Annotated in this window: 24 protein-coding genes and 1 riboswitch; all 24 genes read right to left on the bottom strand. The window is 37.3% G+C overall.

Annotation, left to right across the window (positions count from 1 at the left end; genetic code table 11):
- Position 1 precedes the first annotated feature (1 nt).
- The 24 genes from SPI61_RS05080 to mraY all read right to left on the bottom strand — a co-directional run bounded on the left by SPI61_RS05080 (position 2) and on the right by mraY (position 24,543).
- Positions 2 to 1,186: a phosphoglycerate kinase gene (locus SPI61_RS05080; RefSeq protein WP_321137035.1), complete on the bottom strand. Its 1,185-nt coding sequence runs from the start codon at positions 1,184 to 1,186 to the stop codon at positions 2 to 4.
- Between the two features lies 1 nt (position 1,187).
- A complete protein-coding gene (gap, locus tag SPI61_RS05075; protein WP_321137034.1) occupies positions 1,188 to 2,198 on the bottom strand; it encodes a type I glyceraldehyde-3-phosphate dehydrogenase in 1,011 nt (336 codons plus the stop codon).
- A 172-nt stretch (positions 2,199 to 2,370) separates the two neighbouring features.
- The gene (locus tag SPI61_RS05070; protein WP_321137033.1) at positions 2,371 to 3,336 is read right to left on the bottom strand and encodes a BMP family lipoprotein; all 966 of its coding nucleotides are present in this window, start codon (positions 3,334 to 3,336) and stop codon (positions 2,371 to 2,373) included.
- A 123-nt stretch (positions 3,337 to 3,459) separates the two neighbouring features.
- Positions 3,460 to 4,830: an S-layer homology domain-containing protein gene (locus tag SPI61_RS05065; protein WP_321137032.1), complete on the bottom strand. Its 1,371-nt coding sequence runs from the start codon at positions 4,828 to 4,830 to the stop codon at positions 3,460 to 3,462.
- A 217-nt stretch (positions 4,831 to 5,047) separates the two neighbouring features.
- Positions 5,048 to 6,229, bottom strand: a complete 1,182-nt coding sequence (grdD, locus tag SPI61_RS05060) for a glycine/sarcosine/betaine reductase complex component C subunit alpha (protein ID WP_321137031.1) — start codon at positions 6,227 to 6,229, stop codon at positions 5,048 to 5,050.
- A gap of 11 nt (positions 6,230 to 6,240) precedes the next feature.
- Positions 6,241 to 7,782 (bottom strand): glycine/sarcosine/betaine reductase complex component C subunit beta, encoded by a 1,542-nt coding sequence (gene grdC, locus SPI61_RS05055; protein WP_321137030.1) that lies wholly within the window; start codon positions 7,780 to 7,782, stop codon positions 6,241 to 6,243.
- 53 nt (positions 7,783 to 7,835) lie between these two features.
- Complete coding sequence (gene grdB, locus SPI61_RS05050; RefSeq protein ID WP_321137029.1) at positions 7,836 to 9,146, bottom strand: glycine reductase complex selenoprotein B; 1,311 nt, start codon at positions 9,144 to 9,146, stop codon at positions 7,836 to 7,838.
- 34 nt (positions 9,147 to 9,180) lie between these two features.
- Entirely contained in the window at positions 9,181 to 9,654 is a 474-nt protein-coding gene (gene grdA, locus SPI61_RS05045; protein ID WP_321137028.1) for a glycine/sarcosine/betaine reductase complex selenoprotein A, read from the bottom strand.
- 95 nt (positions 9,655 to 9,749) lie between these two features.
- On the bottom strand, positions 9,750 to 11,036 hold the full coding sequence (locus SPI61_RS05040; protein WP_321137027.1) for a glycine/sarcosine/betaine reductase component B subunit: 1,287 nt from the start codon (positions 11,034 to 11,036) through the stop codon (positions 9,750 to 9,752).
- 227 nt (positions 11,037 to 11,263) lie between these two features.
- On the bottom strand, positions 11,264 to 11,578 hold the full coding sequence (locus SPI61_RS05035) for a thioredoxin family protein (protein ID WP_321137026.1): 315 nt from the start codon (positions 11,576 to 11,578) through the stop codon (positions 11,264 to 11,266).
- Positions 11,579 to 11,593: 15 nt separating this feature from the next.
- Positions 11,594 to 12,532 carry a thioredoxin-disulfide reductase gene (trxB, locus tag SPI61_RS05030; protein WP_321137025.1) on the bottom strand — a complete coding sequence of 313 codons (939 nt, stop codon included), beginning with the start codon at positions 12,530 to 12,532 and terminating at the stop codon, positions 11,594 to 11,596.
- Between the two features lie 221 nt (positions 12,533 to 12,753).
- A riboswitch (glycine riboswitch) is annotated at positions 12,754 to 12,848 on the bottom strand.
- Positions 12,849 to 12,944: 96 nt separating this feature from the next.
- Entirely contained in the window at positions 12,945 to 14,558 is a 1,614-nt protein-coding gene (locus tag SPI61_RS05025) for a Na/Pi cotransporter family protein (protein WP_321137024.1), read from the bottom strand.
- 90 nt (positions 14,559 to 14,648) lie between these two features.
- Positions 14,649 to 15,113 (bottom strand): tRNA (cytidine(34)-2'-O)-methyltransferase, encoded by a 465-nt coding sequence (locus SPI61_RS05020; protein WP_321137023.1) that lies wholly within the window; start codon positions 15,111 to 15,113, stop codon positions 14,649 to 14,651.
- Positions 15,107 to 15,940 carry a Cof-type HAD-IIB family hydrolase gene (locus tag SPI61_RS05015; protein ID WP_321137022.1) on the bottom strand — a complete coding sequence of 278 codons (834 nt, stop codon included), beginning with the start codon at positions 15,938 to 15,940 and terminating at the stop codon, positions 15,107 to 15,109. Before SPI61_RS05015 ends, SPI61_RS05020 begins: the two co-directional genes overlap by 7 nt.
- Positions 15,927 to 16,400 (bottom strand): transcriptional regulator NrdR, encoded by a 474-nt coding sequence (gene nrdR / locus SPI61_RS05010; protein WP_321137021.1) that lies wholly within the window; start codon positions 16,398 to 16,400, stop codon positions 15,927 to 15,929. Before nrdR ends, SPI61_RS05015 begins: the two co-directional genes overlap by 14 nt.
- An 87-nt stretch (positions 16,401 to 16,487) precedes the next feature.
- Positions 16,488 to 17,564 carry a cell division protein FtsZ gene (gene ftsZ / locus SPI61_RS05005; RefSeq protein ID WP_321137020.1) on the bottom strand — a complete coding sequence of 359 codons (1,077 nt, stop codon included), beginning with the start codon at positions 17,562 to 17,564 and terminating at the stop codon, positions 16,488 to 16,490.
- A gap of 31 nt (positions 17,565 to 17,595) precedes the next feature.
- Positions 17,596 to 17,946 carry a small basic family protein gene (locus SPI61_RS05000; protein ID WP_321137019.1) on the bottom strand — a complete coding sequence of 117 codons (351 nt, stop codon included), beginning with the start codon at positions 17,944 to 17,946 and terminating at the stop codon, positions 17,596 to 17,598.
- A gap of 2 nt (positions 17,947 to 17,948) precedes the next feature.
- A complete protein-coding gene (locus tag SPI61_RS04995; RefSeq protein WP_321137018.1) occupies positions 17,949 to 18,617 on the bottom strand; it encodes a DUF881 domain-containing protein in 669 nt (222 codons plus the stop codon).
- Between the two features lie 4 nt (positions 18,618 to 18,621).
- Positions 18,622 to 19,341, bottom strand: coding sequence for a DUF881 domain-containing protein (locus SPI61_RS04990; protein WP_321137017.1), 720 nt, complete (start codon positions 19,339 to 19,341; stop codon positions 18,622 to 18,624).
- Complete coding sequence (locus SPI61_RS04985; protein WP_321137016.1) at positions 19,331 to 20,095, bottom strand: cell division protein FtsQ/DivIB; 765 nt, start codon at positions 20,093 to 20,095, stop codon at positions 19,331 to 19,333. The genes SPI61_RS04990 and SPI61_RS04985 overlap by 11 nt, the downstream gene beginning before the upstream one ends.
- The gene (locus SPI61_RS04980; RefSeq protein ID WP_321137015.1) at positions 20,096 to 21,163 is read right to left on the bottom strand and encodes a UDP-N-acetylglucosamine--N-acetylmuramyl-(pentapeptide) pyrophosphoryl-undecaprenol N-acetylglucosamine transferase; all 1,068 of its coding nucleotides are present in this window, start codon (positions 21,161 to 21,163) and stop codon (positions 20,096 to 20,098) included.
- Complete coding sequence (locus SPI61_RS04975; RefSeq protein ID WP_321137014.1) at positions 21,160 to 22,269, bottom strand: putative peptidoglycan glycosyltransferase FtsW; 1,110 nt, start codon at positions 22,267 to 22,269, stop codon at positions 21,160 to 21,162. Before SPI61_RS04975 ends, SPI61_RS04980 begins: the two co-directional genes overlap by 4 nt.
- Positions 22,247 to 23,575, bottom strand: a complete 1,329-nt coding sequence (murD, locus tag SPI61_RS04970) for a UDP-N-acetylmuramoyl-L-alanine--D-glutamate ligase (RefSeq protein WP_321137013.1) — start codon at positions 23,573 to 23,575, stop codon at positions 22,247 to 22,249. The genes SPI61_RS04975 and murD overlap by 23 nt, the downstream gene beginning before the upstream one ends.
- Positions 23,572 to 24,543: a phospho-N-acetylmuramoyl-pentapeptide-transferase gene (gene mraY / locus SPI61_RS04965; RefSeq protein ID WP_321137012.1), complete on the bottom strand. Its 972-nt coding sequence runs from the start codon at positions 24,541 to 24,543 to the stop codon at positions 23,572 to 23,574. Before mraY ends, murD begins: the two co-directional genes overlap by 4 nt.
- Position 24,544: the final 1 nt, after the last annotated feature.

The following is a 24,544-nucleotide window of genomic DNA, read 5'->3' as shown; positions in this document are numbered from 1 at the left end:
TTTATTTATCACTTATTGCGGCAATTCCCGGAAGTTCTTTTCCTTCCATCATTTCAAGACTTGCTCCGCCGCCTGTCGAAACGTGTGAGACCTTGTCTTCATATCCCGACAATTTTACAGCAAGAGCACTGTCTCCACCGCCGATAATTGAAATTGCATCCGATTCTGCAACAGCCTTTGCAATTTCAAAAGTTCCTTTGCTGAACTTTTCATTTTCAAAAACGCCCATAGGACCGTTCCAAATGACAAGTTTAGCTTTCTTTATCTTATCTGCAAAAAGATTTATTGTCATTTTTCCAATGTCAAGAGCCATAGTGTCTTTCGGCAAATCTTCAAGCAAAACTGTCTTAACACCCTTTGGCTTGTCCAAACTTTCGGAAACCACAACATCGACAGGAAGCACCAAGTCAACTCTCGCCTCTTTAGCCTTCTCAATTAGCGACTTTGCAAGCTCGAGCTTATCGTCCTCAACCAAAGATTTTCCCATGTCATATCCATTTGCTTTTAAAAATGTATTTGCCATGGCTCCGCCAATCAAAATTGCATTTACTTTATTTAAAAGATTTTCAATAACTCCAATTTTGTCCGAAACCTTTGCCCCACCAAGAATTGCAACAAACGGTCTTTGCGGATTGTCAAGATTATCCTTGATATACTCAATTTCCTTTGCCACGAGAAAACCCGCTGCAGAAGGTAGAAGCTCAGAAACTCCAACGTTTGAAGCATGGGCTCTGTGGGCTGTACCGAAAGCATCATTTACAAAATAATCCGCATGTTTTGCTAATAGCTTTGCAAATTCAGGGTCATTCTTTTCTTCGCCCGGTGAAAATCTTGTGTTTTCAAGAAGCATAACTTGCCCGTTTTTCAAGTTTTCACTTGCGGCAATTGTCAAATCATTTGCCGGAGTTGTTGCTTCAATGAAGACAACATCTTGTCCCAAAAGTTCCTCAAGTCTTGTCTTTACAGGTGCAAGCGAAAATTCCTTTTTGTATTCGCCCTTCGGTCTTCCCAAATGACTCATAAGAATAACGCGTGCTTTTTGATCAATCAAATACTTTATAGTTTTGAGAGAAGATTGTATACGAAAATCGTCTGTGATTTCTCCGTTTTTCATCGGAACATTGAAGTCGACTCTTACTAGAACCCGTCGTCCTTCAACCTTTAAATCCGTTACTATCTTTTTCATTTTATTTTTCCGCTTCCGCAACCATTTGAGCCAAATCGGCAACACGCATTGAATAGCCCCATTCGTTATCATACCATGAGACTATTTTAAACATATTGTCTCCCATTTGAAGTGTAAGTTTTGAGTCAACAATGGAAGAATTTTCATCTCCTGTAAAGTCGATTGAAACCAATTCTTCTTCTGTATATCCCAAAATTCCCTTCATCTTGCCGTTTGCAGCTTCTTTAAGAGCATTGTTAACCTCTTCAACCGTTGCAGGTTTCTTAAGTTCCAAAACAACGTCAACTACTGAAACAGTCGGTGTAGGAACACGAAGTGCATAACCTGTCAATTTTCCTTCGAGTGACGGAATAACAAGTGCAACAGCCTTTGCAGCCCCTGTAGTTGTAGGAATCATAGACATTGCCGCAGCTCTTGCTCTTCTTCTATCTTTTTTATGTCTGCTGTCCAAAAGCATTTGGTCACCTGTGTAAGCGTGAACAGTTGTCATAAGACCTCTTTCGATACCGAATACATCTTCGATAACCTTTGCAACCGGTGCCAAACAGTTTGTTGTACAGCTTGCATTAGAAATTATATTTTGTGTGTTTTTGTCATAAGTGTCATCGTTTACACCCATAACAATTGTATTGTCCAAATTTTTGCCCGGAGCTGTCAAAATAACCTTCTTAACTGTTCCGCGGAGATGCTTTCCAAGACCTTCCATATCCTTGAAAGCGCCCGTTGCGTCAATTACTATTTCAACTCCGTCTTTTGACCAGTCAATCTTCTCAGGGTCACGTTCTTGAGTGAAATTAATGCTTTTTCCGTCAATAACAAATCCGGTTTCCGTTGCTTTTATTTCATGAGGTAATTTTCCATAAAGTGAATCATATTTGAATAAATGAGCCAAATCGTCAAGATTGCCGCTTGCATTTATGTGTACCAATTCCAAACCAGGATGTCTACCTTCCAAAAGAATTCTCGCTACATCGCGTCCGATACGGCCAAAGCCATTAATACCAACTTTCATTTAAGTTCCTCCTTAAAAATTCATTTCCACATGGAAATCATTTGCACAAACTGAAATGTGCTCTCACACATATATTATACCATATATTGATTAAATTTTCTAATGTTCGCATAAAAATAAAAAAAGATAAATTATTTACCTAGGTTCTAATTTATCTCTCTTTTTAACAAATTTATTTTAATTTTTTGTTTATATAAAGCTTATATGATTCCGAATCGTATGGAACCACAATTTTTTTGCTAATTATATCCTCTTTTATATTTTCAATCGTTTTCAAATCTTCCTCATTCAAATAATTCTTTGAATCAATAAAAACTACATCATCATCTAATGAATACTCTGAAAACTCCATAGCTTCATTTTCTAAAAATTTTTTTATCGCACGTGCATAATCCACAGTTATTGAAATATCAGGTCTTACCGATACACTCGACATATAATCATCAAACTTTATCAATTTATAACTTGCATCTTCTGCTTTTATATCCGCATCTCCCGAAACGCTCAAAATAACATCCGCTCCACTGTTCTTAAAGCGATTTAAAAGCTCACTCATAGCATCGACATCATGAAAAGAATTTAAATAATCCACATTATACTCAACAGGATTTTCAGATTCAAGATAATTTACTCCGCTCTTTAATCCATACTCGACGCTCTCAACTAAAGGAATCTTCTCTCCACCTACAAATAAAACTTTCCTGTTTTCAGAAATCTTAGAAGCTATAATACCGGCAAGAAATGCCGCGTCTTCACGCTTAATTGCAATTTCCTTCAAATTTTCACGCTTTTCATTTGAAACAGAATCGAGAAGCACAAAAGTCCTATCCGGATACTTGTCGCAAATCGCCGGAAAAAATTCATTCATAACAGTCCCGATACCAAAAATAAGCTCCGAATCCTCCAAATTGAAATGCTGCGTTTCGTCTATTGTGAGCTTCTTAGCATCGATATTAAAATTGTTATTTAAACTCGAAACAACCCTGTCCACAAAGCCTTTATCAGCATAATAACCGTGATCCAAAACCCCGACCTTTATCGGCGTAACATTCTCCGATTCTTCTACTTCCGGTGGCTTTTTACAACCGAAAATAAATAGTGAAATTAAAATAAATATAAATATATTTTTCTGCTTCATAAAAATTCTCCTGAAAAAATAATCTAAAACTAATTATATAGTAAACCGCAAATATTTTCAAACAAAAAGAGACCTATTTTTAAACAGGTCTTCTGAAATTTCATATTATTTTTTTCTTTTGTTTTATCTTTCCGAATCGAAAACTTGAACTGCAAGAATTGCATGTATCGGATAATCCAACTGTTTTGACCCATAATGATAAATCAAGTCACTTATCTTAACATCAATCCATGTAGTCTTATAATCCGAACTCATCATATTTTTGTAATGTCCGGGGCTATCCTTCCAAATATCGAACATGTACTCTGCAATTGCTTTTACATCTGTGACGTATTTCGGGTCATTCGGTAAATATCTTTCATTACCCGGCATATATGTGTAAACAAGAACGTTTTCTCCAAGCGAGCAAGCATTACACCTATCATAAGACGGCAAATAATCAAACGCTGTTCTAAATCCTCTTACCCCGTCAAGTCTCTTATGTGGTTGGTCGTAATTTTTACCCGTTCTATGATAACCGTTTTCAGCAAGTTCCCTCGCCCTGGTCTCAACTCCCCTTCTAAGGTGTTCTCCAAGCGTAAGCGGCTCCACGCCGTTCGATTCTCTCTCTTTATTCAACAAATACATAAATTCATCTCTTAGCTCATCAAAATCTATAACTTTGCCGCTATTAAAGAGCTCGGTAAAATTTTTAGGATAAACAAAATTATTACTATTTGTTTGATTGCCATCTGTAATATTATTGTTCGATATATCTTCCGTAGCCTTAGACTCTATCGATTCATTCCCGTTCGTAATAACTTCGTTATTATGATTATCCTCAATCAAATCAACAGTTAAATTGTTTTCATTGGAAGCATTTTCAGTTTTTCCGAGGCTTGTATGATTTTTTTCAAGCTTAAAAATAAGACTGGTGAGTTCCGCTCTTGTAATTTGAAGTGTCGGTTTAAAAGTTCCATCCGGAAATCCATTTATTATTCCTGCAAAAACCAGATTTAATATTTCATTCTTAAATCGTGAATTTTCAATATCTTTAATATATACTATTCCGGTACCGTCTATTCCTTTAAATAAATGGTTTATAATATATGCCGTTTCCTCTCTTGTGATTGCCCTTGAAGTTTCAGAACCCTCAAAAATATTCAAAGGCATTCTGTCCATTGCAAAATTTACTTCTATAAATCCCCAGTTTTTACTGTTCGGTTCAATTTGGTAGTCAGCAACTTGATTATTTACCAATTCTTGATTCGACATGGCATATCTTCCCAAAATTGCAAGTGCTTCCTTTACAGAAATCATATTGTCCGGTTTGAATTTCCCATCCTCATAACCGTTTATAAATCCCTTACTTGCAGTCTGTAAGATAATATCCTTAGCCCAGTGACCTGAAATGTCCTTAAACTCAATTTGAGCTGCCTCAATAACTCCACCGCCGACTATTAGCATTACCAAAACAAACACAATAAACAATTTTTGTTTCTTCAATTTAAACATAATTAACTCCTGTAAAATATATTTCATTCTTTATTATAATATAAATTTACAAATTTTACAATATGAAACGATTTAGTGCAATATTTTCGGAATGTCCTCAACTACTATTTGTATAAAATAGACTCCATAATATTAGCTCTATGATATTTATGTGGCAGTAAAACCGTTCATCGATAATTTATGTAAAAAAGACCGACATAAGTCGATCTTTTTAATACTAACAAGGTGTTTCTTCAGCCATAAATCCTGCTTTAGCAAGAACTTTTTTAGCTGCATCAAGTTTTGAGCTGTTAACCATAACAACCGGTCCTGTACAACCCATTCCGCTTGATGCAAAGATGCCTTCTTTCCAAAGAGCTTGAACAGCATCTTCCATTTCAAGAATGTCGATTCCACCGATAGAACCGTCTGTTACTTCTTCAGCAGGAGCCTTGACTTCTTCCTTAGGACCTGAAGTCTTCTTTGAAGCTTCTTCCAAGTCATTTATAACTTTTTCAAGTCCCGCTTTGTTTGCTTTTTTATATTCATCTTTAATAAGATTCTTAATATCTCCGCGTACACATTCTGCCGCATATTTTATAGCGTTTGCAATTACAGGGTAACCGCTTGCACGTGAAATGATGTAGATAAGTCTTTCGTATCCACTACCGATTCCAGGGCCATAGCCGTATCCATGAGCTTCGAAACTGCCGCCTGTTACATAACTTGAGAAAACTTTCATCAACAGGTTTCCTGTCAAAGTATCAGTAACCATGATATCAGGAGTTCCCATCAACAAGTCGTTTCCTCTCATCACGCAACCACCGTCTGCTCTTGCAGATTCAGCGAAATGAATTTTGTATCCGCCTTTATCAATTTCTTTAAGTGCTCTTTCAACTTGTCTTGCTCCATCGACATTAAGAATTCCAAGAGTTGGTTCAGGATTGCCCATTGCCTTTGCAGTGATAATTCCTGCGATTGCATTTAATACCATTGCTTCAACTCTGTGCGGAGAAGATGTACCTGTAGTTGTTGCAAGTGTCATTTCAGAACCCATTGCAGGTGTAACAACACGTCCAACTGTACTTACTCCGATTGGGAAACTATAGTGCATTGTAACACATGCATCAATTTCACCACTGTCGAGAAGTTCTTCCATTACTTTATAGCCTTCTTCATCAGATTCAACATTGTATTGTTTTAATTTAGAATCGCATTTGTGTCCAATCAGTACAACTTCTATTGAAGGATCTTTTTCTTGTGCAATTTCAGCACCTTTGATGACATTTTCTTCACCATGTTCAGAACCGATAGTTGTTACACCAACTCTAACTTTTTTTGCGAATCCACCTGTTTCAATACCTGTTGCAATATCTTCAAAAACATCAGCTATCATCTTTTTGATATTTTGTTCAGACATGAATTCCCCTCCTATTCAGCTTTAAAAGAAGCCGCAAAATCTCTCATAGCTTCTGCTACATACTTCTTAATAGTATCTTCAGAAACTCCTTGTGACTCTTCTCCCTTCTTGCCGTCGTTTGCTTCAAGAACAATTGAAACACCGTCGAATAGGTTTGTCATTCTTCCTAGGAACAAGCTTCCTTTACCGATAATCATACTCCTCTTAATTTTTCCGGAAAGCATATCTTCTCTCATATAGCCGAGTGCCGGAACCCCTGAAGGGATATGTCCTTGTGTAGGGGCCCATCCTCTCCAGCCGTGATCTTTAGAGAAAGTTTTTAATTCTGATTTTTCCATGTCGCCTTTTCTTACAGCAAGTGCTGCAATCATCTTGTAGTTAGCTTCAGGAACGTCTCCTGCTCCAGCCGGTTTTGTGATATCCGGATTTTGCATTTCAGGAGCAAATTTATCGACATCTGTAACTTTTAATCCGGCTGCATCAAGCGGATTTGTTACAAGTGATTGAATAACAGCTTGAGGTGCAGAACCTGTTCCAACTGTGTGACGTCCAACAATGTCGTTTCTCATTATTGGATTCTTTCCATCATTTTCCCCGATAATAGTTGCAAAACCACCAATACAATCCTCGATAATTGGAAGTCCTTTATTTACGTGGTCCTTACCGTTCATACCGAGTTTTGCTGTACATCCTCCTGCTACAACAAGAATATTTTTAAATGTTCCTGCTGCTACAAGTGAACTTGCAGCGAGTAATGAGTGTGAAGGTGCAGCACAGAATCCTCTTATATCGGAACCTGTTGCATTTTCAAGTCCTGCGAATTCAGCAATAGATTTAGCAAAGTTTCCTCCGCCTCTTTGGTTCATATCTCCGCAAGCTTCTTCAGAGCATTCGATAACATAATCGATTTCCTTAGGGTCAAATCCACTCTTATCAATACAGTTTAAAGCTGCCAATACACCTGAAGCCTTTGCTACAAGGTTTTCAAAAATGATATGAGCTGTCAAGTTAACGTCAACGTCATGAGCACGTTTTACACAACCGACAAGTTTGTTGTTGTCCATCAAAGGTTCAGCGCCGTGATTCTTGACAAGATCTTCAATTTCTTCAATATCTGCTCCATCCTTTAATCTCTCAGCATGCTTATTGTCAATTAATGGGTGGTCAAGGATTGCTTGTTTACAATGATTTGAGAATTCATGTTCAAGTCTTACAAGATCAAATACGTCGACCATCTTGATAAGTCCGATAAATTCATGTTGCGGCATGATTTCACCGAATTTACCATGTCTGTCGGCATTTTCAACCTTATAATCTGTCCATGGTTCCGGAATTTCATCTAAATCTTCCGGTCTTTTGTTTCCAATATAAACTTGGTTTGGAAGATATGCAACGCAATCGTCAAATGATCTTAAATGTTCCGGTAATTTCTTTAAATATTCGCTTTCTGGATTAACTACCATTTCTGTGGTTTGTGTTGTACCGTTATGAAGAACCATATCCGGTGCTTGAATAAGAACATAACCACTACCTTTGTTTACTGAGTAACTCAAATTACACCTCCATAAAAATATGACCGGGGACTAATGCCCCCGGTCTAAAATAATTAGTCAAATACTTTTTGTCCGTCAACTTCTGTTGTTAGGGCTTCAAGTGCTTTGCTAACAAGTTTCTTTCTAAGTGCATATTCTTCCGATTTATCCAATTTTGGATCTCCGAGCGGGTGAGGAATAGCAATTGTAGGAACAATTCTATTTGCACCAACTGTAAGAGAAATAGGAACAACAGTACACATATGAACAACTGGGAGTCCAGCACGTTCAATTTCCTTTACCATCGTTGCACCGCAACGTGTACAGGTGCCTCAGGTAGAGGTCATTATAACTGCATCTACTCCGTCAGCTTTTAATTTCTTAGCATATTCAGCAGCAAATTTCTTTGCACTTGCAACAGCTGTACCATTACCGACTGTAGTGTAGAATTTGTTGTGAAGTGAACCAATAATTCCTTCTTTTTCAAATTCTCTCATAACGTCAACAGGTAAAACTCTGTCAGGGTCTTCATTTGCATATACAGGGTCATAACCGCCGTGTGCAGTTTCATATGTTTCTTCTGTCAAGTCGTTAACACCTGTGATATCATATTCACCGTATTTACTTGCTGATGAAGATTCAATATGATCAGGGTTTCCCTTAGGAACAATACCACCTGATGTACAAAGAGCAATCTTTGCATGAGCAAGATCTTTAACAGCAGGATTTGGATCAACTCTGTCGAAATTTGGCATTGGGTATTCTGTTACGAATTCTTCGCCTCTTAATTTCTTTAAGAGCATATCAACAGCTCTTTCAGCACCTCTCTTGTCGCTGAACATGTTGTATCTGATACCTCTTGGCATATATCCTTCTGTGTCCGGATCTCCAATTTCTTCGCCCTTGGCATGTTTAAGTCCAAGTGCTGCCATCTTAGGAACTGCTTTACCCATAGCTGCTGCAGAGTTTCCTGTAGCAACGATATATACAGATTTCTTAAACATATCTGCACCAGGGTTTTCAACATACATTCCTGTTACTGATGGGATTCCTAATTCATTTTGCACTGCATCTGCGATAGTAGCACAAGCTACACCGTAACGTCCGGCGTTAAAAGCAGGACCTGCAACGAATAAATCAGGTTTTATTTCTTCTACAATAGAGAGAATTTCTTTTTTAGCTTCTTCTATATTTTCACCAAAGTATGAGTCTCCGCAGATGATTGTTTTTACAATGTCTGCTTGTCCTTTGAATGCGCCTTTGAGTGCATTACCTGGACCAACTGCTCCATCTCTTACTTCAGGTTTAATGTCGGCTTTTTCTTCGCCTCCGATACCTGCAAAGAATTGGTTGATATAGTGAACTACTCTAATTACATCTCCCATATTCTTACCCCCTTTCTTTAAGGTTATTTATAATCTATAGATATTGACAATGTTCGTCTCTCATCGCTTTAATTTCAGCGTTGATAGCATCCCCATCGAGAACCATTTCCATCATTCCGATTTGTTCATCGTAAACGTCAGGATCGACTTCAGCTTTAACTTCTTCTTCTAAAACGTGGTACACCTTGAGTCCCAACGAGACTCCAGCGAGCGGACCTGCCCATGTAGGGTCACCGGCTGTAACTGTTTCAGCAGCTAATCCTGCTGTTTCAGCTTCTGCCCCACCTAGTAAAACTAAAACGTTTTCTGCGCCGTATTTTTCTGCGGCTTCTTTAACTCTGTTTTGGTTTTCCAAGTCCATAGCTCCTGCGGCGGTTCAGACGAAGCATTCTGTAGCACTAAATACTACTTCAGCCGGAGTCGTCTTTATGCATTCTTCCATAGCTGGACCTGGGATACCATCTCTGTCACCAATGATGATGACCTTTGTGCTATCTGTAAATAACATATGGTTTCCTCCTTAAAATATTTATAGTGTTTTTCCTTTCAATTTAATGAATGAAATGGTTAGAGGTTTCCCTCTAGTTTTTATTTTGAATTATACTATTTTCCTCTTGCGGTTAAATAGTTAAATCCGGTTTCATTTGTAGCGCCGGTTATTGCTTGGATTTCAACTTCGATTGAACCATCTTCTCTAAGTGATCCGTCAAAGCCACCTGCAATAATGTCTACATATTGAGTGTCTCCGATTACTGTGTCCATCGGCGGCAAATCAATTACTTGGTTTGCGTTACCACCTGTAACAACAGCATCTGCCAAAGGATCTGCGTCGGCAAGTGATTGGCTTCCGCCATCTCTTCCTGCATATTCGTCAGTAATAATAACTGTCTTTACTCCTTGCTTTTCTATCTTTTTGCAATTCATAATCAAGTCAGTATCAGGGTTTCCGAAACCTTCTTGTGATACGATTACTCCGTCCAAGTCAAGCATTCTGCATAACTTAGCTGTCCAGTTAGATGATCTTTCCTTGTCAGCTAAATAGACGTTTTCATTTGTAATAATCATACCGACGAAGTTTATGTCCTTTCCATGAACTTTATATAAGTTTTTAACAACTTCATTGTTCATGTGAACATATGTCGGGTTCTTATCACAACTTGATACACAGTTACCACTGATGATTGCACCGTCAAATAATTCTGTCGGGTACAAAATTGTAGGAACGATTTGCTTAGCATCTACTCCATAAACATATGTGTCGTGGAGCAATCCTTGTGATTGAAGCATTTGTACATAAGCTACTCTCGGTAGTCCTTTGAACTTTTCTGCTCCTTCCATGAATGGGAGTGTTTCATACACTTCTGTCTCATCCGGCTCTAAATTTCTTCCGGCTTCTGCTAGATAAGCAGCTGTTTTAAAACCTGCATATCTGAGAGCTTTTTCATGTTCGTGTTGTTTTAGTCCATCGATTGGATCTGCTTTTAGAACAATATTTAGAGTTTTTGAGAACGGTGTATATTGTGCTCCCGGACCTGTCATGTCAACGATTCCTTCTTGGAATCCGACGATCTTACCGGTTGTCATAACTGCACAACCTTTCAGTACGTGAGTTTTACCGCTTCCGACGATGTCAACTTTTGACAAGACGCCCGGGAAAACTCCGCCTGGACCTTCTACTTTTACGCGTGGTTCAACAACATCCTTAACAGGTGTAATTCTTACACTTTCACCCGGACGTGCTAAAAATACATCAGCACATTTGATGTGTTCATCCTCTAAAACCAAGTCGATGATTTCTTGTTTGTTAACAAAAAGTGTACCATCTTTTATCTCGGTTTTATCACCGAATTGAATATCTTTAATGATGATATTACCAATTTCGAGACGCATAAACTCACCTCCTTAAAAAACTTAATTTATATTTGAACCGCCTGAACGTATCTCACAAACAGGCAGTTAAATATGTCAATCTCCTTGCGGTTAATGCCGCACCATTCTATAGATTATATCACTTATGTGATAGGGCGCCCCATAAGGGAATAGTTCAGGTTCCCGTCAGGGCTTTTCGACTTTTGGTCTCCCCCCTTTTCTCCGGGGTTGTGAGTTTATTTAAAAGACTATTTTGTCTTTTCAAGCATTTCGCGTACAGATTCTTTAGTTGCTTCTTCTTTGTCTAATCTGTAAACTTGTTCACCATCTTTGTAGATAGCAATAACAGGGAGTCCTAAAACTTTTTCTCCGATTGCAACTCTTCTGCCTGTTCCGATATCGAATGAACAGAATTTTACATTAGGGAAATCTTCTTCCATTGCGTGAACATGTGGCATAAGTGCCTTACATGGTTCGCATGCTTGTGACCAAAAGTCAACTAGGATAAATCCTTCACTTTTTTTAACTTCTTGTTCAAAATTGTCTTTTGTTACTTCTAACATCTTGAAACCTCCTTATTATTCAAAGTGTTCGTTTATATATTTTTCAGCTTGTGTTGCGGCAATAGCGCCGTCTGCAGTAGCTGTAACTACCTGTCTTAATTCTTTCTTACGGTTGTCTCCTGCTGCGAATACTCCCGGAATATTTGTGTGCATGTTTTCATCTGTAACAACATATCCGTTTTCCATATCGAGGATTCCTTCAACCAATTCGTTCTTAGGAATATATCCGACGAATACGAATAGACCGAATGTTCCGTCGTTTTCATCAGCGAAGATTTCGCGTTTTTCATGTGTATTTGTATCTTCAAGAACAATGCTTGTTAAAATTCCATCACCTTTTACTTCTACAACATTTGCGTTCCAGATGTAGTCAAGTTTCGGATTTTTGAAAGCTTTTTCTTTGATACTTTCAGCAGCGCGAGCTTCTTCCTTGCCTTTTCTGTAAACGAGTGTAACCTTTCTTGCAAATTTAGAAAGATACATCGCTTCTTCGAAAGCAGAATCTCCACCGCCGACAACATAAACTTCCATATCTTCAAAGAAGTTAGCGTCACATGTTGCGCAATAGCTTACGCCTCTTCCTGTGAATTCAACTTCTCCCGGACAGCCAATTTTTCTTGGTGTTGCACCTGTTGCAACAATTACTGTCTTTCCTTCATATGTGTTGTCTTTACCGATTACTTTCTTAACTTTACCTTCAAGTTCAACTTTTTGAACTGAATCTAAAACGAATTCAGCACCGAAGTTATCAACTTGGTCTTTCATTCTTTTAATTAGGCTTGGACCTGAAGCATTTTCAACTGAACCCGGATAGTTTTCAACATCATCCGTAATAACAATTTGTCCACCAGCCTTTTCTTTTTCAAGAATAAGTGTCTTAAGTCTAGCTCTTGAAGCATAGAGTCCTGCTGCAAGTCCTGCAGGACCCGCACCAATAACGATCACGTCGTACATAATATTCCTCCTTAATACGATTATCTATTATACATATACCCTTTGTGGCATATAATAAACAATTCTTAAACATTGTTACTACACTGTAACAACTTCGAAAGTTTACAAGCTTTTAAACAATAAAATACAGAACCTATTTTGGCTCTGTATTTTTTACCTGAGAGATTCTCAAATTTTATATCGATTGCTCCTTCGGCGAATAAATTCCTTTCCAGAGGTCTGTCCCTCAAACGGTCCTTTTGCCTGAGTCCTTCTAAGACATCCTTATTATACCTTCGGCGCCACTATATATTGCGGTCTCTCCCGTTTGAAATCAACCAGTCGTTATTAGCTTGTACTTACATTGTATCATTTATGCGCTAAGAATGCAATAGCTTTTTCAAATATTTTTAATTTTTTTTATAAATATTTCCTATACGTTTTCCCTATTGACAACGTATGTGGCGATATTATTGCTGTGGTCACTGACTCTTTCAAGATTTGATATGCAATCCAAAAATATAATTCCCGGCGGTGCGTCAGTGTACTTGTTTGAAAGTCTTCTTATGTGATTTTGTCTGTATTCCTCTTCCATATCGTCAACATGGTCTTCTATCTTAAATACTTCTCTTGCAAGGTCAGCATCTCTTCCTACAAATGCTTTTATTGACGTTTCGAATGAAAGAGAACATTCATCGAACATATTTTTCATTTGCTCTCTTAGTACATCGTCAAATTTTATAGAGTCTTTATCTATGTCGTCTATAAGTTCCGCAATGTTTTTTATATGGTCTCCACATCTTTCAATATCGCTTATCATATAAAATAGGTCATCAACATCTTTATGTTGCTCGTCGGAAAGTGGAGAGTGGCTAAGTTCTATAAGGTATGCCGTTATCTCTCTTTGCATTTTATTTATTATTGACTCCCTTTCCATTATGGTGTCAAACTTCGTTCTGTCGCCATAAACTATTAAATTTTCCGCCTCACGGAGTGAAGTTTTGACCATATCGCTCATTCTTTCCATTTCTTTTGTAGCCTGTCCAAGAGCAATTGCCGGTGTCTGTAAAATACGGTCGTCAAGATAAATTGAAACTTGTTCTTGATCCTTATCAACCCCCGGTATAATCTTTTCAGTCACTTTTACAAGTCCATTGATAAACGGAAGAAAAAGTATTGTATTTATAAGGTTGAATGCAAGGTGAGACACTGCTATTTGAGTAGGGAGACTTGAGATATTCGCCTCCATAAAAGCAACATACCACGGTTTTATTATTATGAATATTATCATAAAAATTATAGAACCTATAAAGTTAAATAAAAAGTGAATAAGCGCAGCTCTTTTTGCAGTTTTATGTGCACCAAGAGAACTCAATATCGCAGTAGTCGTACTTCCTATATTTGTACCGAGAAGCATTGGAAAAGCCGCTCCTATGTGCATGAGCCCTTGCATCCCGAGAGCCTGCATAATTCCTACAGTTGCAGATGAGCTTTGTAGTATTGTTGTTGCAATAACACCTATAAGTAAACCTAAAAACGGCGAATTCAATTGCTGCATGAAATTTGAGAATAGTTGATTGTTGCTCAAAGGTTCCAACCCCTGCTCAAGCATCATTATTCCAAGAAATAAAAGACCGAATCCCAAAAATGATTCACCGAGTGACTTTGTAGATTTTGTTTTGCCTATAAGATAAAAAAGAGTTCCGACTCCCACCAAAATAGGCGAATACTGTCCCAAATTAAGTGCAATGATAAACGATGTTATTGTCGTTCCGATGTTTGCACCCATAATAACTCCAACTGCTTGATTCAAAGTCATTATGTTTGCATTTACAAAACCGACAACCATAACAGTTGTTGCGCTACTTGATTGAATTAAACATGTAACCAGTGCACCTACAAGTATTCCTCTGAATGTGGATTGAGTAAGAGCACCTACAATGGCTTTAAGCTTACTTCCTGCAGCTTTTTGAAGTCCTTCGCCCATAAGGGTCATACCATACATAAAAAGACCCAAGCCGCAGATAACTTTCATAGCAATTTCCATATTATCTCCTTAAAAATAAACTACACCTAAATAATATCATAAAAAAATAATTATTAAAAGTAATTTAAAGCACTTTTAAATTTCTATAAACTAGTGAACAAATGGAAAATCGAGTTGTCTAAGCGCTTCATACAAAATTATATTTGCCGAATTTGCGAGATTCAAACTTCTTTTTAACTCCGGTATCATAGGTATAGTTATAAGATTGTCATGATTTTCTTCCATTATTTCCGGCGGAAGACCTGACGTTTCACGTCCAAACATTATAAAGTCTTCATCTTTAAATTTCACATCCGAATATCTGATTTGCCCCTTTGTTGTCGCACAATATAAAGTTACCCCCGGATTTTTGGATTTAAAATCTTCATAATTTTCATACAAATGCAAATCAACAAGTGGCCAATAGTCAAGTCCCGCACGTCTAACCGCCTTTTCGTCAATCGAAAAACTTAGAGGCTTTATAAGGTGAAGCCTCGTGTCTGTAAGTGCGCAAGTTCTCGCAATAGCACCTGTGTTATACGGAATTTCCGGTTCAAAAAATACTATATTTAACAATTTAAATTAAACTCCTTAATAAGTGCATTGGCAACACCCTCTTCATCATTGTCGCCAACTACTGTCGCCCTACTCTCTTTTTTTATTTCATCCGTTGCATTTCCCATAATAAAAGGATGCCCCGCAAGATGAAGCATCGGCAGATCATTTTCGTTGTCTCCGAAAGCCCAAACGTCGTCCCAACTGATTCCGAGATTTTTAAGCATAGCTTCTACGCCATACTTTTTCGTGCCCTTAAATGATGTAATTTCGATATTGTTTTGCCACGAAGAGGAGTTGAATATCCCTTCATTATCGAGAAGTTCTCTGAACTTAAGTCTCGCTTCGTTGTCATCCGTGATAATTATAATCTTATAAATATCGTCATCTATATTATAAAGTTCATCATAAGGAAGAATCACACGGCGCATTTTATCTTCATAGCCCTCAGGCATTCTACCATGAATCTCCGAGAGCGGATTGCTCGAATTTTCTTCGCTTGTAATAAGACCGTCAATCGGATAGAGATGAAAATAAAAACCGGTGTCCTTAAGTAAATCAAGAACTTTATTGACAGTTTCCTTGTCGAGCTTCGCCTCATATATTACATTGCCATTTTTATCTACAACATGAGAGCCGTTTGTCGCCGCAATCATCAAATCCAGTCCGTGAACTTTTGCATAATAATAAGGACTTACATATACTCTACCTGTGATAAAAGCGAGTTCCACACCCTGTTTTTGAAGTTCCTTTAAAACTTTTTCGGTTTTTGGTGTTATCTCCTTTTTATCATTTAAAAGAGTTCCATCCATATCAAAAGCCGCCAATTTTATTTTATTTGTCGCCATTATTTCCTCTTTCTTCTATCATCTTCTTCAGCTCGTCATAAAAACTTTGAGTATCTTTAAAACTTCTATATACACTTGCAAATCTGACATAGCTTATTTCATCGACATCTTTCAATCTGTCCATTACCATCTCGCCGATTTTCTTGCTTTTAATTTGCCTTGCCATTGAGTTTGACAGTTCTTTCTCAATTGAGTCGACAATTTCGTTCATCGCTTCAATTGAAACAGGTCTTTTTTCAGCAGCTCTTATAATTCCTTTAAGTATTTTTTCTCTATCGAACTCTTCAGTTGTACCGTCCTTCTTTTGTACAACTAAAGGAGTTTCCTCGTATCTTTCATATGTCGTAAATCTATGTTTGCATTTAAGGCATTCGCGTCTTCTTCTGATAGTTTTCCGATCTTCACTTTGTCTTGAGTCGACAACTTTAGAATCTATATATCCACATTTAGGACAATACATATAAACCTCCTTATGCGCTAAAAAAAGGTCCGCCAAACTAAATTAATTAATTTGTACGGACCTATTGTTATTGTCTTCTAATCGAAATTAGTTCTTAAGAAACGGCGGGATATCTAAGTCCCAAGGTAAACCCTTTGATGATGTGGAAGCTGATTTATCTTCTTCCTTTTCTTCTTTTTCAGAAGTCTTTTCTTCTCCGTTCTTTTCCTTCTTTTCACCGAATTCGGTAGCAATAACGGTAATCTTGATTGAATCTCCGAGAGACTCGTCAATTCCTGCACCGAGAATGATATTTGCATCCGGATCAACAGCTTGTCTGATGAAGTCAGCAGCTTCGTTAAGTTCGAGCATTCCAAGGTCATCTCCGCCTGTGATATTAATAAGAACACTCTTTGCACCTTCAATTGAAGTTTCAAGAAGCGGACTTTCGATTGCTTCCTTAGCAGCTTCGCAAGCTCTGTTGTCACCTTGAGCGTAACCGATACCCATGTGAGCAATTCCTTGATCTGCCATGATTGTCTTGACGTCAGCAAAGTCAAGGTTGATGAGGTTAGGAACCGAAATCAAATCGGAAATACCTTGAATACCTTGTTTTAAAACATCGTCTGCCATCATGAAAGCTTCTTTCATTGTTGTCTTCTTTTCAGCAATTTGTAAAAGCTTGTCATTTGGAATTGTAACCAATGTGTCGACCTTCATTTTGAGTTCGTTAATTCCGGTCTCTGCATTTTTCATTCTTTGTCTGCCTTCAAATGTGAATGGTTTTGTAACAACCCCGACAGTGAGAATACCCATATCCTTTGCAAGCTCAGCAACAACAGGAGCAGCTCCTGTTCCTGTGCCTCCACCCATACCACTTGCAATGAAAACCATGTCGGCTCCTTGCAAATGCTCAATTATTTCATCTTTGTTTTCAAGTGCAGCTTGTGCTCCAATGCTTGGATTTGCACCTGCGCCAAGTCCTTTAGTAATCTTTTCGCCGAGTTGAACTCTTGATTCTGCTTTACTTGTTTGTAATGCTTGTCTGTCGGTATTAAGCGCAATAAATTCAACGCCCTTTACCCCGCATTCAATCATTCTATTCACGGCGTTGTTTCCGCCTCCGCCAACACCAATTACTTTAATCTTGGCAAACTTATCAACGTCCATATCAAAATCAATCATATTAATCCTCCATATATTTATTTATATTATATCATACTTTTTCTTTTTTTTCTAATTTTTTTATCAAAATTCTTCTTATTTCAGCAAAGTTGTTAAAAATACGTGTCCCAAACACAACTATTGTGGCATAATAAATCGGAACTCCGACTCTATCTCCAAAATATGTTAAAAAAACAGCGATAAAAGTATTTCCGATTAAACCGGACATAAATATCTTTGTATCAAATTTATTTTGTAGATCCGCATTAAGTCCTCCCAAAATAGAATCGAGCGAAGCTAATATTATAACTGACACATAAAGGCTGTAAACAGTATTGTATGTGTACGGAATAAAAATTCCGATTATAATACCGATTAAAATTCCAACAAGTACAATTGACACAACTAAATCCTCCTATCACTTTTCGGAATTACTATATTCTTATCTTTCTCTATTTTTACATCCATATAATATGTCGACTCCAAAAGTTTTAAATACGAATTTTTGTCGTTCATCATATTATAAATCATCTCCATATCTCCAACCGCTTTTATTATAAACGGCGTTGCTTTAGAATGTCCGTCAACTCGAACTGTCGGTCCCATACATTTTATTTCGCTCTCGCCCATAACTCGTATGTCGTTAATGCTTATCGCATCAACGCCCGCGCATTTGAGTTCATTTAAAATTATCATTATATCTATGTCATGAATAACACCGAGATTTGTGTTTTTAAAATCTTCATCTTTTGAGTCATCAATTTCGATAATAACTCCCTCGCCTTTTATATCATATTTGCCGGATAAAATTTTCAGCTCCTTGAGCTCATTTTGAAGGCTTAATTTCATCTCCTCCAGGTACTCCGGACTGCTTTTTTCTTCGATTGAAGATTTAATGTGAGAGATAATTTCTCTATCTACATTTATTTGATTTTCAATCACACTAAGTTCTCTGTTGTAATTTTCTATTTTTTCAATAGACATTGGACTCATTATCTCCGACTTTTCCTTGACGCTCATAGAAATTAAAACTCCTAAAATTACCGAAAGCACTCCAAACAAAATGTTTTTCATAACATCATTTGTCATCCGTCTTCACTTCCGTTGTAAAATGAATATCAGGCATTTTTTGAAGCTTCTCGACTTCAACATCTTCTTTTACCGTCAAATCTACAACCAAACCAAGTGCATTAAGTGTATCAACCACTCCCGACTTAATCTTTAGAGCCGACTTTAGTGTATCTGAATCGCCAATTGCTTTAACAATATATGGCGAAGCGATTGCGACTCCGTTGATTTGAAGAAAATTGCCCGCTCTTTCGGCTTCGGATGTCGAAGTTATTCTTTGTCCGTTTATCGAGATTGCCTCCGCATCCGCTGCGTTTAATGCGCTGATAAGCTTTAAAAGAGTTTCCGGATTGTCCGCAATAACATCTTCCGTTACATTCGACACATTTGACGGAACCGAAATTTTAAGTTCAATTCCACGTCCCTTTACATCTGTTAGCCCTGCAATTATTTTAAGCTTTTCTATTTCGTCGTAAAGCTCGCTGTTCGAATTATCTTTTGTTTTTAACTTGTTTTCATATTCGTATAACTTTTTATTAAGCTCTTGAATCTCTTCTTTTTGTCGGTCCCTTTCTTCTTGAGACTTCTTCAAAAGCTCCGCAAGCTCTTTCGCTCGAAGAGTGCTCCCGTCTTTTTTCTGTGAAGTATTTAAATTTATAGTTCTTATTTGAAGCCCGATTAAAAGCCCCAAAAGAATTGCAATTATCGCAAGCCCAAGCTTATTCTTCAACTTTCTCACCGTCCTTTAAAAATGTTACAGGCGGATCCATATTGAGTTTTATAAGCGTTGTCGTTTTTCCCTTTGCCTCCAAAGACTCTAATGTTTTTTCAATAAAATTAAACTTGTTTTTGATTCTTTCGCTCTTCCCAAAATCAATCTTTATATTTCCAACTCTTGTAAGACCGAATTCCTTGTTTTTTTGCAAACGAATCTCGAGATATTTGTCAATTATATCCATATCGATTGCGGTGGTTATAATATCTCTTAAAGGTTCAATATCTTCATTTTCCTCAAAAATATTAAGCCCCAAATCCGAATCGTTTACATCAATTCCCTTAACAATCGGATAAACACTTGTAGTTTTACTCTTTGAAAGTATTCTTCCGTCTCTGTCACATGTGAATATCACCCCGTTTGAAAGAATGCTGAAAACCTCTTCCCTTTCAACAACAGTAATTCTGATTGTGTTCTTCTTTTCTCTCGTAACACTCGCCGTTTTCACATACGGAAGTTTAAGCAAATTCTCTTCGGCTTCTTTTGTGCTTACTTTGAAAATATTTTCGCCGAAACGAATGCCGCTACCGTTTATAAGGTCACTCGATGATGTCTTGTGATTTCCGGAAGTTTCAATGTTCTCTATATTAAAAATGCTTCCAATATACAAAAAAGCAAGCAAAATTATGGACAAAAACAAACTTATTGTAATGCCCAAATTTCTTGCTTGTCTTATTCTTCTTCTTTCTTTTCCGGAAACTCTTCTCATCTATCTCTTCAAATCCTCGTAAATATTTTTTGCAATAATATCCGCTGAGTCCCTTACAAAAAGGTGTCCCGCATTTTCTCCCATAGCTCGAAGCTTTTCTCTGTCGTTCATTAGTTTGTCGACAACCTCAAGCAAAATATTTTTATTTAAATCCGTTTCCTTTATTAGGACCCCGGCATTTTCATCTTCATATTTCTTTGCATTGAAATATTGATGATTTTTTACAACATTCATCTTAGGAATCAGTACCGACGGTTTTTTCATAGCGCTCACTTCGTTCAAAGTTTGTGCGCCGCATCCGCAAATTACTAAATCCGCTTTTTTCATTAGTTCATAAAACTCGTGATAATAAGTATAAACCGTCGCGTATTCAGGTAATTCAGGAACTAATTCATGAAACTCCTTCTCCCAATTTCTGCCGCAAATGTGTATCCAATCATATTTAAAATCGTTATATTCGTTAAATATTCCACCTACTGCCTCGTTCAAAGACTTTTGACCTCCGCTTCCGCCAAAAGACAAAACAGTGAGTTTATGATTTTCATCTTTAATTTCCATATTGAATTGACTTCTTATGGGAGTACCCGCAACAACTTTATTCTTTTTGTTTTTAAAATTTTCTTTTACACTTTCATACGGAAGAAATGTGATTCTTGAAAATCTATCCAAAAAATTTGTGGTAATGCCGGGATATGCATTTGACTCGTGAATGTATAGCGGAACTTTCCTAAGCTTTGCAGCGTATCCTATCGGTCCCGAAACATATCCGCCGGTACATATTATTGCGTCCGGCTTGTATTTATCAATGTACTTTTTTGATGTTTTTACACCTTTAACAAACGAATTAAAACTCTTTACAGCTTTGACCGACGGTTTTAAAATGAGCGGCATAGAAGTTACCGGCAAAAATTCATATCCTTCTTTTTTCGCGATTTCTTCTTCAAGTTTTCCTTTGATTCCGACATAATAAAATTTTGCATTTTCATCTATTTTTCGAATTGAATCGGCAATTGAAATCGCAGGATAAATGTGTCCCGCAGTTCCTCCACCGCTTATAAAATATATCATTTAAGCTCCCTTCTCGGACAATGGTTTAAAATATTAAAAGCAAGTCCAACCATAGTGAAATATGCCAAAATCGAGGTTCCCCCGTAGCTAATAAACGGAAGCGTTATACCGGTCGACGGGACCGCATTAACAACAACTCCCATATGAACTAAACTTTGAAATCCGATATATGTTCCAACTGCAATCAAAAATGTGGATGTGAATGTGTCCATCATTCTTAGTCCGTATGTTATAAATTTAAAAGATATAAAAAAATAACAAAGTAGAATCAATGCTGCTCTCACAAATCCAAGCTCTTCGACAACTATTGCAAATGCATAGTCGGAGTACGCAGCGTATACATAAAAGTATTTTTGAATCGAATTTCCGATTCCAACTCCCCAAAGTCCTCCGTTTGCAACCGCGTACATTCCTTGAATCGTGTGCCATCCTACATTTAAACTGTCTGAGAACGGATCCAAAAACGCCTTGATTCTGTTCGATCTAAATCCCTTGTTTGCTATATAAAATACCCCTACAGGGACAGCCATTGCATAAACCATTGCTTCGCCTATTTTCATAGTAGTCACAAAATACATTACGAAAAGAGCTGCTGCAATTACAAGCGCGGTTGAAAGGTCTCTTTGAAGATATACAAGTCCCACATTAAGCCCTATAAATCCCAACGAAAAAACAAGTCTCTCAACATCGGACTTTCTCGTCCTCGACAAAATTACCGGAAAATGTAGTGCTGCCGAAACTTTTAATAAGTCCGACGGCTGCAACGTAAATTTATTAAAAACATTTATCCATCTGTATGTGTTTTCAATCGGCGGAGAGAAGAACGGTATAATACATAGTCCAACTGTCATAAGCCAAATAAATCCACTGTATTTTCTGAGTGTCTTTAATGGAAAAACCATTGCAACAAACATCGCTATCGTTCCAATAAGGATAAAGACCAAATGTCTCATGAAAAAATAAGTGCCGTTATTTTTTTCTTTTATTCCGATTGGATAGCTCGACGAATAAACCATCAAAATTCCGATAAGAACAAGCGCCCATATAGATAAAAACAAAACATAATCAAATTTTGGTCTTATTCTATATACGTTTGATTGTTCCATCTTTTAATTCCCTTACAAGTTCTTTAAAATAATCTCCTCTTTCTTCGTAGCCTTTAAACTCATCAAAGCTTGATGCGCCCGGGCTCAAAAGAACAGTATCTCCAGGTTCTGAAATTTCCACCGCTTTTGTAAATGCATCAATTAATCTGTCCGCCATAAAATAGTTCATAACTTCCAGTTTATCAGCAGTTTCTTTAAGTTTTCCATTTATATCGCCGAAGAAAATCATACTTTTAACTTTTTCCCCGCCAAGTTTTATCAAATCTGTAAAATCGGTCTTTTTATCAAAACCGCCGAGAAGAAGTGTTGTGTTTTCCGGCGTGCTCATTATAGCCGAAACTGTCGCCGACGGATTTGTAGCTTTTGAGTCGTCAATAAATGTGACCCCACTTACCTCATCGACAAATTCGACTCGGTGATAATCAAGTCTAAAAGTACCCAGAAAATCATCTAACATTTCGTCCGTGAGTTCGTAAAAGCTTGCAGCCAAAACCGCAGCCATAAAGTTTATAATATTGTGCTTTTCTTTATATCTGAGCTTTGAAATAGGAACTCTTTTTTTGAAATCATTTATATCAAAAACGACGTCGTCGCCATCCAAATATGCATTCATGCCTTCCTTTTTGTCAAGAGAGAGTTTGTAGATATCTGCAGCTGTGCGAATTTCCGATTCGTTAATGTGGTCCGCACTTATTATAAGTGCATCTCCCGGACGTTGGTTTTTGAAGATTTTGTACTTTGCCTTTTTGTAATTTTCAAAACTTCCGTGCCAATCGAGATGATCTTCTTCAATATTTAACAAAACTGCAACTCTCGGCCTGAACGTGTCGGTGTTTTCAAGTTGAAAACTCGAAAGTTCGAACACATAAATATCGTCCCTGTCTCTGTCCATGTCATTACTAAAAATTGTCATTCCGATATTTCCGGCGAGCACAGGTTCTCTTTTTTTCAAAAGTTCATACACCATCTCTGTCGTAGTTGTTTTTCCATTTGTGCCCGTTATCGCAATTATATTTTTCGGCTTAAATTCCATATAAAAGAATTCAACGTCTGAAATCACGCGAATACCCTTTGATTTAAAATATTTTATATGCGGCTCATAAGGAGGTATTCCCGGGCTTTTTACAACAAGGTCGATTGAGCGATCTGTAATCGGTTCGTCGTCTTTGTAAGTCTTTATCCCCAAAACTTCATATCTTAAAAGAACTTCTTCTTTTTTGTCATAGACGCAGTAAGACCTATCTTTTTTTGTAAGATAGTCCGTGATACTTTGTCCCGTTTTTTGTAAACCCATAACCAGAATCATAATATACCATTCCTTGTAAAAATAATATAAACTACTGCAATAACAAAAGTTATTATTACAAATGCCGTGACTATATCCTTTTCATGATGTCCCTTCATTTCAAAGTGATGGTGAATCGGTGCCATCTTGAAAAATCTCTTTCCCGTTTTTTTGAAATATAAAACTTGAATTATTACAGAAAGTGTTTCAATTACATAAACCAATCCAAGAATAACAAGATGAATCGGTTGCTTCATAAGCATAAATGCCGTTGCCAAATATCCTCCAAGAAATAGAGAACCCGTGTCTCCCATGAAAACTTTTGCAGGATATATATTGTAAACCAAAAATCCAAGGAGCGCCCCTGAAAGAATGTGTGACATATACTCCACTTCAAACTGAGGCATATGACGCGACACAATTCCAAGAGCCACAAGCACAACTGCACTTACTCCACCACATAATCCGTCGAGTCCGTCAGTCAAATTGACTGCATTTGTTGAACCCGTTATAACTAAAATCATAAACGGAAAATAAAATATCCCGATATCAACTGTTTTTTTCATAAACGGAATATATATATCCGTATCGAATTTGAGTACAAATCTCACATAAAGAGTCATTGCAAATGAGAATACTATTTGGAGAACGAGTTTTTGTTTTGCGGTTAGCCCCAAATTGTTTTTCTTCGCAATCTTTTCGTAGTCGTCCAAAAAACCGATTCCTGCGAAAAGCAGCGGCGCAACCAATAGAAATATCGCAACTTTAATATCGCATTCTTTAAATATCATAAAAACAATCGATAAAATCACATAGGCGGCAATAAAAAATATTCCGCCCATCGTAGGAGTGCCCGCCTTCACATAATGACTTTTAGGTCCCTCTTCTCTTATCTCCTGTCCCATTTTCAGTTTTCTCAAATAAGCAACAGTCCATTCACCCAAAAATACGGATACAACAAATGCTGCTATAAGATAAAAATAATCCATT

Origin of the sequence: Ezakiella sp. (assembly GCF_034180565.1) — a bacterium.
Classification (GTDB): Bacteria; Bacillota; Clostridia; order Tissierellales; family Peptoniphilaceae; genus Ezakiella.
The sequence above is the reverse complement of the archived record's forward strand: the minus strand, read 5'-3'. Positions and strand labels throughout refer to the sequence as shown.

What these genes read in the sequence shown, in the direction of transcription:
- SPI61_RS05065 (WP_321137032.1), bottom strand. Translation starts at nt 4,830, where the DNA reads ATGTTTAAATTGAAGAAACAAAAATTGTTTATTGTGTTTGTTTTGGTA.
- SPI61_RS04995 (WP_321137018.1), bottom strand. Translation starts at nt 18,617, where the DNA reads ATGAAAAACATTTTGTTTGGAGTGCTTTCGGTAATTTTAGGAGTTTTA.
- grdD (WP_321137031.1), bottom strand. Translation starts at nt 6,229, where the DNA reads ATGTCTGAACAAAATATCAAAAAGATGATAGCTGATGTTTTTGAAGAT.
- nrdR (WP_321137021.1), bottom strand. Translation starts at nt 16,400, where the DNA reads ATGTATTGTCCTAAATGTGGATATATAGATTCTAAAGTTGTCGACTCA.
- SPI61_RS05070 (WP_321137033.1), bottom strand. Translation starts at nt 3,336, where the DNA reads ATGAAGCAGAAAAATATATTTATATTTATTTTAATTTCACTATTTATT.
- SPI61_RS05035 (WP_321137026.1), bottom strand. Translation starts at nt 11,578, where the DNA reads ATGTTAGAAGTAACAAAAGACAATTTTGAACAAGAAGTTAAAAAAAGT.
- SPI61_RS05015 (WP_321137022.1), bottom strand. Translation starts at nt 15,940, where the DNA reads ATGGCGACAAATAAAATAAAATTGGCGGCTTTTGATATGGATGGAACT.
- SPI61_RS04980 (WP_321137015.1), bottom strand. Translation starts at nt 21,163, where the DNA reads ATGATATATTTTATAAGCGGTGGAGGAACTGCGGGACACATTTATCCT.
- murD (WP_321137013.1), bottom strand. Translation starts at nt 23,575, where the DNA reads ATGATTCTGGTTATGGGTTTACAAAAAACGGGACAAAGTATCACGGAC.
- gap (WP_321137034.1), bottom strand. Translation starts at nt 2,198, where the DNA reads ATGAAAGTTGGTATTAATGGCTTTGGCCGTATCGGACGCGATGTAGCG.
- mraY (WP_321137012.1), bottom strand. Translation starts at nt 24,543, where the DNA reads ATGGATTATTTTTATCTTATAGCAGCATTTGTTGTATCCGTATTTTTG.
- SPI61_RS05025 (WP_321137024.1), bottom strand. Translation starts at nt 14,558, where the DNA reads ATGGAAATTGCTATGAAAGTTATCTGCGGCTTGGGTCTTTTTATGTAT.
- SPI61_RS05080 (WP_321137035.1), bottom strand. Translation starts at nt 1,186, where the DNA reads ATGAAAAAGATAGTAACGGATTTAAAGGTTGAAGGACGACGGGTTCTA.
- SPI61_RS04985 (WP_321137016.1), bottom strand. Translation starts at nt 20,095, where the DNA reads ATGAGAAGAGTTTCCGGAAAAGAAAGAAGAAGAATAAGACAAGCAAGA.
- trxB (WP_321137025.1), bottom strand. Translation starts at nt 12,532, where the DNA reads ATGTACGACGTGATCGTTATTGGTGCGGGTCCTGCAGGACTTGCAGCA.
- ftsZ (WP_321137020.1), bottom strand. Translation starts at nt 17,564, where the DNA reads ATGATTGATTTTGATATGGACGTTGATAAGTTTGCCAAGATTAAAGTA.
- SPI61_RS04975 (WP_321137014.1), bottom strand. Translation starts at nt 22,269, where the DNA reads ATGGAACAATCAAACGTATATAGAATAAGACCAAAATTTGATTATGTT.
- SPI61_RS05040 (WP_321137027.1), bottom strand. Translation starts at nt 11,036, where the DNA reads ATGCGTCTCGAAATTGGTAATATCATCATTAAAGATATTCAATTCGGT.